Annotated in this window: 14 protein-coding genes; 4 read left to right on the forward strand and 10 right to left on the reverse strand. The window is 37.8% G+C overall.

Annotation, left to right across the window (positions count from 1 at the left end):
- Positions 1–8: 8 nt before the first annotated feature.
- From yccS to H2677_RS01585, 5 genes are all read right to left on the reverse strand, one after another.
- On the reverse strand, positions 9–2159 hold the full coding sequence (gene yccS, locus H2677_RS01570) for a YccS family putative transporter (RefSeq protein WP_212639014.1): 2151 nt from the start codon (positions 2157–2159) through the stop codon (positions 9–11).
- Complete coding sequence (locus tag H2677_RS16120; RefSeq protein WP_265596795.1) at positions 2152–2274, reverse strand: hypothetical protein; 123 nt, start codon at positions 2272–2274, stop codon at positions 2152–2154. The genes yccS and H2677_RS16120 overlap by 8 nt, the downstream gene beginning before the upstream one ends.
- 112 nt (positions 2275–2386) lie before the next feature.
- Positions 2387–2968, reverse strand: coding sequence for a superoxide dismutase family protein (gene sodC, locus H2677_RS01575; RefSeq protein WP_212639015.1), 582 nt, complete (start codon positions 2966–2968; stop codon positions 2387–2389).
- A 107-nt stretch (positions 2969–3075) separates the two neighbouring features.
- Positions 3076–4173, reverse strand: a complete 1098-nt coding sequence (locus tag H2677_RS01580) for an AI-2E family transporter (protein WP_212639562.1) — start codon at positions 4171–4173, stop codon at positions 3076–3078.
- Between the two features lie 121 nt (positions 4174–4294).
- On the reverse strand, positions 4295–4939 hold the full coding sequence (locus tag H2677_RS01585) for a ParA family protein (protein ID WP_004909505.1): 645 nt from the start codon (positions 4937–4939) through the stop codon (positions 4295–4297).
- Positions 4940–5069: 130 nt separating this feature from the next.
- Here H2677_RS01585 and H2677_RS01590 point away from each other — a divergent pair, with 130 nt between their 5' ends.
- A complete protein-coding gene (locus H2677_RS01590; protein ID WP_004909502.1) occupies positions 5070–5537 on the forward strand; it encodes a Holliday junction resolvase-like protein in 468 nt (155 codons plus the stop codon).
- Between the two features lies 1 nt (position 5538).
- Here the strand turns inward: H2677_RS01590 and H2677_RS01595 are convergent, their stop codons facing one another.
- Positions 5539–6174, reverse strand: a complete 636-nt coding sequence (locus H2677_RS01595) for a class I SAM-dependent methyltransferase (protein WP_004951672.1) — start codon at positions 6172–6174, stop codon at positions 5539–5541.
- A gap of 201 nt (positions 6175–6375) precedes the next feature.
- On the opposite strand from H2677_RS01595, the gene H2677_RS01600 reads away from it, so the two are divergent.
- A complete protein-coding gene (locus tag H2677_RS01600; protein WP_168154897.1) occupies positions 6376–6939 on the forward strand; it encodes a hypothetical protein in 564 nt (187 codons plus the stop codon).
- Positions 6940–7126: 187 nt separating this feature from the next.
- Here H2677_RS01600 and H2677_RS01605 read toward each other — a convergent pair whose 3' ends face one another.
- The 3 genes from H2677_RS01605 to H2677_RS01615 form a co-directional block, all read right to left on the reverse strand.
- Positions 7127–7657, reverse strand: coding sequence for a hypothetical protein (locus H2677_RS01605; protein ID WP_168154898.1), 531 nt, complete (start codon positions 7655–7657; stop codon positions 7127–7129).
- A gap of 319 nt (positions 7658–7976) precedes the next feature.
- Positions 7977–8516 carry a hypothetical protein gene (locus H2677_RS01610; RefSeq protein ID WP_212639563.1) on the reverse strand — a complete coding sequence of 180 codons (540 nt, stop codon included), beginning with the start codon at positions 8514–8516 and terminating at the stop codon, positions 7977–7979.
- A gap of 18 nt (positions 8517–8534) precedes the next feature.
- Complete coding sequence (locus H2677_RS01615) at positions 8535–9314, reverse strand: class I SAM-dependent methyltransferase (protein WP_212639016.1); 780 nt, start codon at positions 9312–9314, stop codon at positions 8535–8537.
- Between the two features lie 121 nt (positions 9315–9435).
- Here H2677_RS01615 and H2677_RS01620 point away from each other — a divergent pair, with 121 nt between their 5' ends.
- Positions 9436–10707, forward strand: coding sequence for a hypothetical protein (locus H2677_RS01620; protein WP_212639017.1), 1272 nt, complete (start codon positions 9436–9438; stop codon positions 10705–10707).
- A gap of 58 nt (positions 10708–10765) precedes the next feature.
- Here H2677_RS01620 and H2677_RS01625 read toward each other — a convergent pair whose 3' ends face one another.
- On the reverse strand, positions 10766–11353 hold the full coding sequence (locus tag H2677_RS01625; protein WP_212639018.1) for a hypothetical protein: 588 nt from the start codon (positions 11351–11353) through the stop codon (positions 10766–10768).
- Between the two features lie 594 nt (positions 11354–11947).
- Between H2677_RS01625 and H2677_RS01630 the strand changes: the two genes are divergently transcribed.
- Complete coding sequence (locus H2677_RS01630) at positions 11948–12259, forward strand: hypothetical protein (RefSeq protein WP_212639019.1); 312 nt, start codon at positions 11948–11950, stop codon at positions 12257–12259.
- Positions 12260–12293 lie beyond the last annotated feature (34 nt).

Below are 12293 nucleotides of genomic sequence, written 5' to 3' on the forward strand. Positions count from 1 at the left end.
TAAACGCGCTACTTAATTTCTAGTTCAAGTAGTTTATTTTTTAGCATCACCAATTCGGGCAGAGTCTCAAGCAATAGCGTCATTTGTTTGAACAATAGTTGCTGTTGTTCTGAGACTTGAGTCATTGAATTTAAACGATCAATTTCGCTAAACATCTCTTCGATGTACTTTTCTGGAAGCGCTTGCCTTTCGATCAATGTTTGATTGAGTAATATTTCACTCTGGTCTAATAACTTCAAAATATCTTGATCTTGAATTTGCTCACGTTGATGACCCAGTGCGGATACATAACTCAACTGACTATGGCTATAGACCAAATAGCGAAATGCATAGTGAATGAGTTCTTGGTTTGGTTCAGGTTCTGTACTCAGACTAGAAATCATATTAGATAATTCAATCTGAGCATTATGGGCGGCACGACGAGCTTTTCGATACTCAAGATCGTTGGAGCGACCTTGATGATATTGCTGGACGACTGCATGCAAATAATTGAGCGTTGCTTGACTGCTTTTGCGGATATTTTCAGGAATATTTCGGAAATTCCAATCTGGCCATATGAAGTTAACAGCTAGCCATGCGATTGCACAGCCGATCAACGTGTCAATGATACGCGGTAAAATAATGCTGAAACCTGCGCCTTTTAAATTGAAAATTAACAACACCATTAGCGTTGCCATCACTGTTGCGAGTGCATATTTTTTCTGACGCAAATAGAAAAAATATACTCCGCAAATTACAGTAATAACCAATTGACCTTCGATGCTAGGTACAAAATAAAGAACGGGTACACCTAAAAGCACACCCAACAACGTACCTATCGTTCTAAGTTTTAAGCGACTTTTAGTGGCAAAGTAAGTGATCTGACAAACGAACAAACTGGTCAATAAAATCCAATAGCCATTTTTTGCAAAAGGCATCAAGGACACGGCATAACCTACGGCAAATACGATGGCTAAGCGAATTGCATGACGAAATAATGCAGACTGAGGACTTAGATGCTGTTTTAGTTTTAATAATAAATCCTGAAAGCCCTGAATATCCTCATCTAGTAAGTTGAGATGAGCTTGTTGATGCTGTGTTGATCGTATTTCGATGTTTTGTGGAAATTGCAGTTGAGCAAATTGTTCATGAATACTTTTTAAGTTATTCAGAATCAGTTCTAGGTTTTTCACTTCAAGATTATTTGGATGTTGAGCAATCCAGTCTTGCATGGATTCTTCCAATTGAGCAAGCGCAGCATCAGCGAGTGGAGTATTTTGATAAGTACTTTTATGTAGCAAAGCCTGACTCAGTTTTTTGCAGGCAGTTGCTTGTAGAAACATATTTTTTTGAATACGAAAAATTAAATCGCTACGGCTAAAGTTCTGATGAATTTTTTCATAGTGCAAATAATTGGAGGTGACTTGTTCATGAATATCTTGCGCAAAATAATATAAGTTTAGCCAATAGATGCTGCTGTTATTGATGCGTGAGGATTTAAGTCGAGAAAGTAAGGATTGTTTTGCTTGATTTAGACTATTCACCACTTGGGCATTTTTTTGTGAGAGTTCAAACAACAGTGTTTCGACATTGTCGACATTATCAGGATCAAACAGTTTGGCTTTGCTCTGTAGCAGCTCACCCATTTCTTTGAAAATCGTTGAAATCTTCTCCTGTAAGGGTAGGGTTGGTCGAATCATAAAAAATAAGATCGAGGTCAATCCGTACCACACAGCACCGATGACAAAATAACTCGGTTGTTGATACCAATTTGCATATTCTCCTAGACCAAACATGGTGTAAATCGAAAGGAGAATCGTACCAAATGAAATCGTCGCATAACGTTGACCTAAAGCACCCATGAGAATCAGTGCTGCACTGGATAGGCTAAGGTAAACGATAAACCAAAATTTATAAGGTGCTAAAAATTCTAAAATGGTACTAACACTAAAGAACAGCACACAGACATAGACCAAATTGCGTAGCCGAATACTCAGACGATCATCGAAGTCTGTGAGGGCAGCCGCAATTGCGCCTAATGTAACAGGAACAATGAATTGACCTAGTCCCAATCCGTGCAACACCAATGTAGTGCCTGTCAACACAATCAAAATTTGTAGGCAATACAGTAGAATCGAGTTTGATCGGAATCGATTAAAAAGATGATAAAGACTATTCACGACTATATTCTGCTATGTGTTGATTCATCATCATATAGCCATATTGCGTAGCTAAAATAATGTGCTGATCAAGATATTGAGTCAATTTTTCAACCCATTTTTGTTGATTTTTCATTTAATAAAACTAAGCAAAATTCGTGCTCATCTTTTATTTATATTCATCTTTATAGATAAATTAAGTGAATAAAATCCTAAATTGTGGATATCTTTTGAGATACCCACAATCTTTATTTGATCACACCACAAGCAATTCTTTCACCACCTCCACCAAGGGGTTTAGGTGTGTCAGAATAATTATCCCCACCTGCATGAATCATAATCGCACGTCCCTGAATATCGGAGAGCTTTAATCGAGGTGCGATAACGGCTTGGGTTGCAAAGCCTTTTTCATTGACAGTGAGTGCAGGTAGATCACCTAAATGACCATTTTCTGGCGTGCCGTGATGGGCAATATTGTCAGGATTGTAATGACTGCCCGCTGCCAGTGCTGCACCCATTTTTCCATCTTTCATTGCAGCTTCACATGACGGCTTCTCGTGAATATGAAAACCATGTTCACCCGATGGAAGTTTCCACAATGCAGGGGTGATGATCAGACCACTTGGACTTTCTTGGAAGGATACTGTGCCAATCGAAGCACCTATACCATCGGCGCTTACCTGATGGATTGGGATTAAATATTTATGGTCGTAGCTAGTGGGCTGTTTCTGAATTTTTGCGGCATTATTGTCTAAGGGAATTGATGAGCATGCGCTGATACTCATCATGATTGCACTAAAAACTGTATACCGTTTTAAGGTTGAAAGCATTGCGAATTATCCTTATCTATTTTGTCTTTATTTGATTGATTCAAACAAAGTCTGGGATAACGCGCAAGCTAGATTCTGTATGACAAGATAAATGGTCAAAATCGCATTTAGGATTTAGTTTCTGGTGGCGCTTCGATCGCAGTAATAGGTTCTTGAACATTTTCATGTAGCCATTCGCGCCAAATCGCTAATAAGATTGCCAAAATCACTGGACCAATAAATAAGCCGACCAATCCAAAGCTGGCAATACCACCCAATACACCAAACATGATTAAGATGAATGGGATTTTTGTTGCTCCTGAAATCACGAGTGGTCGAATCACATTATCTGAGCTGCTGACGACTAATAAGCCCCATAACACAACACCGATTGCTTCAACTGTTTGACCTTGAGCAAATAACCATAAACCGACGCTGAGATACGAAATTGGAGTTCCAAAAGGAATCAATGCCAAGATAAATGTCACCATAGTCAACAACATTGGGTTGGGTACATCAGCTACAAAATAGCTTAGACCTGCCAAAATTGCTTGAGCTACAGCGGTTAAACCTACACCGTAAACGACTGCACGTGTTGTTTCTGAAATCGTTTCAAGATAATGATGCACACGAGGACCAATCACCATTTCAAGTGCGCGACTCACTTGTGACAGAATCAGCTGACCATCCCGATAAAAGAAGAACAAGGTCATAATGGCAAACGTAAGTTTGACGAGGTTACGACTAATCTCGCTCAAGACAAAACGACCGTAGCTGAGATGACCTTGAATCCATTCAGCGACATTTTTGGTAATACTATTCGGATCAGCACTTAATTCATTGACTGTACGACTGATGTCTTTGCCAATGATAGGGAGGTTCCGAATGAAATCTGGGACTTGAATGTGTCCTGAAAATAATTGTTTTTGTAGATTAAAATATAAATTACGACCTTCGAGTTGCAGCATGAAAATCGCAAAAATGAATGGGATACCAATCACTAAAATTACAAGTGTAATCATAATAGTAGCGTTCAGTGTAGGGCGGTTCTCACCAAAAAAACGACGTTGTACCCATAAATAAACAGGCCATGTCATATAGGCGATAATAGCCGCCCAAAGAACAGGGACAATAAAGTATTTAAGAATACTAAAGCCCAAAAACAATAAAACAAAAAACAATCCAAACAGCAAAACGCGTTGTAGTGTTGGAGCGTATTGTTGCACCATGGTTTTCTCTAGTGCCAAAAGATAATTGAAACCATATTAACTGAAAAATACCCTGAGTGAAATTTTCACTATAGGATTTCAGCATTAAAGATCAAAAGATTAGCTTTAGATACAGTGTTTAGAACCATTCGCTCGGGTCATCGACCAATTGGTTTAAAACTGGTTGCCATTGATGTTGGATACTGACAAAGTTTTTTTGTGGTTTATCAAAAACACTTAAACCCTGCATGGCTAATGTTCCATAAGCACTTCTCTCCGATATCCATGCCACAGGTTCTTGTTCAATCTTGTTAAAGAAATCTTGGATATCTTTAGAGCTTGCGCTATTCGGTTTGACTCGATTTGCGACCAATAAGATTTGTACTTTTCCCTTACGAATACGTTTAATCTCGTGAAGATGTTTGAGAAAACGGCGTGTACTATCAATATCGAAAAATGAAGGTTGTAATGGTGTCACAATCGCATGTGCTTCGCTCACCAATTGTTCAGCATGTTCACCAGATAAAGCGCCAGGCGCATCAATAATTAAATAATCGAGATTTTTGGGAGCTTCGCCGATTGATTTCTCATGTCGCCAATCGAGACTTTGAATATTAGTGACAGAGTCGGGGCGTTGTTTGAGCCATTGTAAGGATGATTTTTGATTATCTGCATCTGCGAGAGCGACTTTATAACCTTTTTGTGAGAGCGCAGTGGCGAGCGTAATCGCCGTCATTGTTTTACCACAGCCGCCTTTTTGATTTGCGATTAATATTGTCTTCATGAAATTAGATTTTTTAACGTGTGTTTTGTATTCCACTATACCTTAGCATCTTTTTGAACAGAGTGTGTTACACATGACAAAAGTTTAATGTTGCAGTTAAATAGCAGCGTTATTGAAAAAGGAATGACTTATGTCGGTTTGGCTTGCGATGTTGATTGGTGGTTGTATAGGTGTTGTGATTACCACTCTCATTTTATCAAATAGCCGCAATGGTCGTATTCAAGCTGAATATGAGAAATATATTGCTGAATTGGAACTAGAGCATAAACAGGCATTATTAGATGCTCAAAAGCGTAGTGTGAATACCAGTCGTGCAGTCTTAAAAGGAAAAATGGCTGAGCAATTTGCCCCGATCTTACCTGAGTTTCAATATTTACCTAGTGATGCCAAATTTCTCGGTGATCCTGTCGATTATGTGGTGTTTGATGGCTATACCGATTTTCGTGACGGTGATGGTGATGCAGAAGATATTGAAGTGATTTTATTAGATATCAAAAGTGGTGGTGCGCGCTTGAGCAAAGGACAACAGGCGATTGCTCAAGCTGTTCGAGAAGGTCGAGTCCGTTTCGAAACTTTACGGATCGACTTTGATGATTAGTTCAAGGATTCAACAAAATCTTTTGCACTCGTGCAAGTAGCATCTTTTGTGCGATCGCAGGAATCCCCTCAGCATCAAAATATTGCTTTTCAATAAATTTGAATTTTGCTTGTGCTAGGCTACGTTCGATATCCCGATTTAAATGGCAACCATCTCCAATGCGCTTCTGAATCGGAGTCAGTAAGGTTTGTAACGATTGCATTTTTACCGATTCTGGATGTTTGACATGCTCAACGAGATGAAATGTTCCTGTAGGTTTAAGCACACGATAGATTTCAGCTAATGCCTGTTCCAGTTTGGGGATACTACACAGCGTCCATGTCGAAATAATATGGTCTAGCGATGCATCAGCAAATGGTAGTTTCTCAGCACTGGATTGAACGTGTTTCACGTGGAAAGGTGCATTCTGAACACGCTCAATCGCCAAATGATAAATATCTGGATTCGGCTCAAGCGCATACAGGGTATCTACATTGCCATAAAATGGAATGTTGAGACCTGTACCAAAACCAATTTCGAGAATTTCACCTTCGATCGGAATGAGTAATTCGCGTCGTTTATCCATCAAACTGCCCGTTTGCATGACTTGATTGAGTAAATGCGGAAAGATTCGGCGTTGATAAAATTGATAAATCATAGAGAATCCATTCGTAGATTTAATGGGGGGCTGTCGCAGCTAGATGTGAAATGTCAACAGACCCTAAACACTGCACAAAAATATGACTAAAGATTATTTGATTGTTACCAAAAAAAGCAACTATTCTCATGGTCTAAGCATACTATGAAAGCTCAAACGAGTTTATTTGCTATCAGTCATATTTTTGAGGAAGTAAAAGCCATGAAAAAGCGTCTATGGATGAGTTTATGCATGGTGGCTGCACTGGGTCAGGCACATGCTTCTGCCAGTGGAGTGGAATACAATATTGCGAAAGGTTTATCCCCTCAAGTGAAAGACCAATCGATTTCGGTATTGCAACCTTTCTACGGTAATTTTCGTATTTTAGGATCTAAAGTTTATCAAGATGATGAGCAAGCCAAGTTTTCACCGATTGATTATGCTGTCAGTTGGGGATTGTTCGCGCATCCTGAAATCGCACGTAATATTTCAGTCAGTCAATATGACCGCTATTTGAATTGGAAAATGGATAAACTTCCTGTGCCTGCGGATCAAGCCATGCAAATGGTATCGAACATGCACATCATTCCTGCCAATCCTGAAATTGCCAAACAAATTAAACAAGTGAAACGTGGTGATTTGGTCCAGTTAAAAGGTGAACTGGTTGAAGTCCGTGATAAAGACTTAGTATGGAAGTCTTCGCTATCATCTACAGATATTGGCGATGGTGCATGTGAGTTATTTCGAGTGAATTCGATTCAATGGATTGAAAAGCAGAAGATTTAACGCACTTTAATACATAAGCTACACGAATAGAGATCCTTGATCTCATTTTTGTAGCTTAAATGGACTCTAAATCTGCCAATATCAATCCGAGATATTGAAAAAATCGCCTAGAGGAAAGAAGGGAAAAAAATGGATAGGCTCCCAAGCTGAGAATTATCGGGGAGATGGATTTTGGGCGATGGTTTTATTAAAAGTGAAGTGCAGAGGAAACATGTCTATTATAATGATCGTTTACAAATGAGAGAATAAACGTTTTTTGGTCGTCATTAAAAATATATTGATCTATTTGCCATTGTGAGTTCAATCTAAAAATAAACCAATCCATGTAAGCTTTATTTTCATCGGTTAATAGGAAATAATAAAATGCGGCTGGTAAAAAGAATTTAAAACCCTCTGAGCTTAAATAACTACAGTCTTGTCCAAAGTAGTATAAGTATTCATAACTTACATCTCTCCATGTTTTGATTTGTTCATGAGGTCTACTACGTGAACGAGCAGCTTCCAATCCAACTTTCAAATAAAATTTAGGCCAATCAAAGCTATATTCAAGAAGTAAGCCTTCTGCTGATATTCCTATTTCAGATAGATAATCATCATCAATTTGGTCAAAATATCGATAATGAGTGTCATAAAAATCACACTCAAGTAGAGAACGATTAGCCTTTAATTCAAAGGGTGGAAATACTTGCTCAAGAAGTTTTTTAATATTTATATTCATAATTAATTTTCACATAGGTTTAAGAAATTTTGAGCATCAACAATTATTGTAGCAATGTTTAAATTAGGAGGTGACCAACGCATTTTTGAATTCTTGCGTTTTTTAAGTTTATAAAAAGAGTTTTTATTACCGATTTTAATTTCTGTATCTAATGTATTTTTACACCTTTTTTCGCTATTTAATTAAAACTCAATAAATAGCCCTCTAAGTCTTTCAACTTAGATGGCTTTTCCTTTGAATTCGGCGGATATAGTTATTTCATGCTCCCAACATAATATTTATTCATAGGTTCATTAAGTTGATAGGAATACTATTCCTTCTACATTTTTGTCTCAGAAGTTTGTGAACTTCTCCAATGATGGAGTTGACTTTGTGCATGTAAATATTCATTTAACTGATTAACTTGCTGATTGGTGTCTGTCGCATTTTGTAGCGCCTTTGCTTGGCTTTCCCAATAATCATATAACAAACCTTGAATATAGCGTCCTTGTTCAGTTTTTAGATCTAAATCTTTAAGCATTGTGAGTGCAGAGTTCACATTGTCTTTTTGGCGTTGTGCTTCAAACTCTGGTGTCAACGTATTTTCTTGCTTCATTTTGGCAAGTTCGATTTCCATGCTATCAGTCATCTCAGTAAAGCGACGATCATAGTCATCCAACACAGCAATATCATGCGCATCATCTGCAGTTGCAGGAAATTGCTTGATCGGTGTTTGATTCAATTGACCAATCGCATCTTGACTAGAGCTGGTTTGATTTTCAGTTGTTGCTGTAGGTTCTTTGTCTTTGTTACAGCCTGTGAGAAAAAGGACTGAACTAAACAATGCTGCAAGGACATAAGTGGTTTTAACGGTTGGCATGGACATATTCATCCCTGATTAATTTGATATTTTCTGAAAGTGATAGGCATAGGTGATATAAGGGAAATCTATCTGATCTTGCGGAGATCGTCCCGTAAAATCAAATACAATTTGTTCAAATTTCGCTTTGAACTGTTGTTGTTCAGGATAGGGCATCGCTGCAATAAAACTGGTGGACAATAAGCGTTTGATGACTACCTGTTCTACCGTACCAGAATGTATCAGTTGAAAGGTCTGCAAACTATTTAATTTGAATAAATCCTGATCATCGAAAACTTCTTTCCAACGCCCACTATGATAACGTGGAGTATCTCCTTCAAAAGGTGCTATTTCATCTGCTAAAGCTTGAACCCAATCAACATTGATGTCTCTTTGATTCCAAATTAATCCTAGATGACCTGATGGTTTGAGGACTCGATGAATATCAGAAAGGCTGAGTTGATTTGCAAACCAATGAAATGATTGCGCACAAATAACACGATCAATAGAAGCATTTTTGAAGGGGAGTGAATCTGCTGATGATTGAAAGCTTTCTATATCTGGGTAGCTTTGTTGGAGCTGCTTTAACATCTCATTTACAGGCTCAACAGCCAGCACTTTGGCACCTGTTTGAATCAGGTAAGGTAAGAATTTGCCAGTCCCAGAACCTAGGTCTATAACAGTTGAACTTTCACCTATTTTGAGACGATCTTGCAGCCAAACCACTATTTCTTGTGGATAATTGGGACGAACCTGTTGGTAAAGTTCAGCACCTAAACTGAAGCCTTTTTGCGCCGAAGGATGCAGGGATTGTGTCATTTTTTGCGCTTTTTAATCTGTTCTATCTCTATAAAATAAGATACTCCGCAATTTGGGTTTGGCAAAGTCATGATTTGGTGACTTTTTGATACCAACCTAGGATCAACTTTTCAGTGTGAGCATGGATAAGCAAATAATATTTGAAGATGAACATATTCGCGTTATTTTTTTGAAAGGTTCAAGCGACACATTAGTGGTTTCTTTTGGCGATTTGATTAGTCGAGCCAAAGGAATGTCCATCAATGCTGAAAAATCATTAATTAAATATGAATACAATGTCATCGGCATAATGCCGAAATTAAAAACATGGTTTCCTAAAACCAGCATGTTGCAGATGCAACAACAGATTCAGCCGATTCTTGAACAGTTTGAAAAGCGAGTGGGCTATGGCGGTTCAATGGGTGGCTATGCCGCAATAAAATACTCAAACTTGTTGAATATGCAAAAAATTGTGGCATTTGTTCCACAATTTTCGATTGATCCAGAAGTTGTCGAAGATCGTCGTTATGCAGAATTTTTTGATGCATCTATTCATCAAAATATGCAGATTCAGGCGGATGAGGTCGACGCATCTCGAGAGTATATTCTTGTCTATGATCCCTATTTTGCTGAAGATAAAGAGCATTTCTTAAAAATAAAACCTTTGTTGCCACAGATGGATGTTATTCATTTGCCCTTTACAGCACATGAAGCACTTTCGGTATTGGCAAGCTCGCAACTGTTACATGATTTTGTAGAAAAGCCGTTTGAGCTGACGTATTTTTATCGTCGTGTGCGTGAAGTGAAAAAACAAAGTAAGTTCTACTATCGTCATGTTTTGGATGCTGCCTTATCGAAGCATCAACAAGCATTGTTAAAGATTTTAGAAAACAATGACTTTGCACTTGATGAACGATATTTTGATGCTGTAATGAAACAAAAACTCGTTCAGCAGTTGTTTAAATTGCAACAGGGAACTGAGCAGAATTTACATAAATTAGGTGCGCATGCACATTTTGTTCAACAAATTCAAACAGCAGCAGCCAACGTCTGTACCCCACAAAACCAATTCTTGGTTTTTAACTTGGTTAGTTTAAAACTTGAAAGCTATAGTGCAGAACATATTCAGGAAAATTCACAATACCTTGTGCCTTTGCACTTAAAGCCGAATGCGCTAGTTGAGTTAAATTTAAACGATGAATATTATTTCTTGACCATGAATGATCGGGGGATTCATAAACTGATCAAGTTTGGTGATGCTTTACCTCTAGATCAATCACCACTGATATTTAAACAATATCCAGATTTTTATAATCTTAGTTATAAGCAACAGACTTTAAGTTGTGAAGATGATGGTCTGACGCATTTTATTGAGAGTCATTCTGCTGAGCAGAGTCGATTACAACTCTGTTAAACAAAAAAAGCCCTTACATTGCTAAGGGCTTTTTATTTATTAGATGGGTATTGAGTAATTAATTAATGCCGACTTTAGCATCGGTGTTTACATTGGCATTTACACCTAAAACTTTTACACCCACGTTAGTGCCTGCTTGCAGATTTTTCTTATCTGCATTTAAGCCTGTTTTGGCATCTACCGCTGCTGTTTTATTATTCAGCTGCGCTTTTGCATTGGTTTGAGCTTCTAAGCTTAGCGCCTTAGAAGCTGCTTGCTTGTCCGCAATACGTTTTTTCACATCCGCCGTTTTGTCAGCAGCAAATGTTCGACCATCTACGGCTTTCTCTACAGCATAATCTTTCGTATTTTTCACGGCAGTACCCGTGGTATGAATCACTTTTGATCCTATATTTGCAGCAGTACCCACAGTTTTCTGAGATGCATTCACACCTGTGTTGACGGCCGTATGACCAACATGTTGTGCTGCATGACCAACGCCTTGTGCTGTGTTAGCAACTGCACCTGTAATGCCTTTTACCAATCCACCAGATTGAACATTAACTTGAGCAGATCCATTCGCATTTACCCCTACATTTTGTGCAAAAACAGAAGCAGAAGCGAGAATAGTTGTTGTCACGATAGCTGTTTTGATCATTTTCTTCATTGCGATTTCCTTTAAAGATGTGCCATGTTGGGGCACTTCATGAACGCAAATGAATCATATCGAGCAAATGAGAGAAAGCTATGGATTTCAGCAAATCGTTACAAGCACATTACATCTGCGAAACACTGTAGGGATAAATTGTGAAGATGCTCTAATTGATTAAGTATTTGAAAAATATATCTTTATAAATGATTTTTAATCAACATAAATTAAAAATAAAATACACCAACGTCAACTTTTTCGTCACTGAATTAAAGTCTACGCATTAAATCAATAGGCAAATTACGCTTAATTTATGTCAGTTTTAAGTTTGGCATTTTTATTGCTTGGTATAAAAGTGAAAATTTTTAATATTTATTTATGTGGTGTTTGGCTGAATTGATTATCTGTTTTTAAACTTTGACTAAACAATCAGGTGCAATAGCTTATAGAGGTTTATGAAGTTTCTTAGCTATTTACCCATCACGATGTAATAGGGGTTACTTAATTTTAAATGTGAAATTTAACGTGAAAATTAGTTTTAATTTTGGGATTGGATATTTAAATGAATCTTAAATCTCGTATCCGCCAGTAAATAAGCACTGGAGAAAATGAATGAAAATGATAGCGGCTTTTTTACTTTTATTGATTGGCTTAGGTGTGATCGTGTTGTATTTCCAGCCCGATGATCCGCTTACATCATCTGATGATCTCTACATTCATCAAATGACGGATGAACATTTAGAGCCTGTTCCGAAACCTTTAACGCAAGAGGAGAACAACCGCAAAGCTGTTACTACAGCAACCTTATTAGATCAACCGACAAAAACAAAGGAGGAGGTTCCATTTTATGACACAAAAAGTGATCCTTCGATCCAACCGATAGATCCAGAAACTGATCCAGCAAATCAAATCAAAAAACTTTAAATAATCTGATGTGCTTTACCCAAGCAGATTGGAA

This window comes from Acinetobacter junii, from assembly GCF_018336855.1.
GTDB classification, from domain to species: Bacteria; Pseudomonadota; Gammaproteobacteria; order Pseudomonadales; family Moraxellaceae; genus Acinetobacter; species Acinetobacter junii.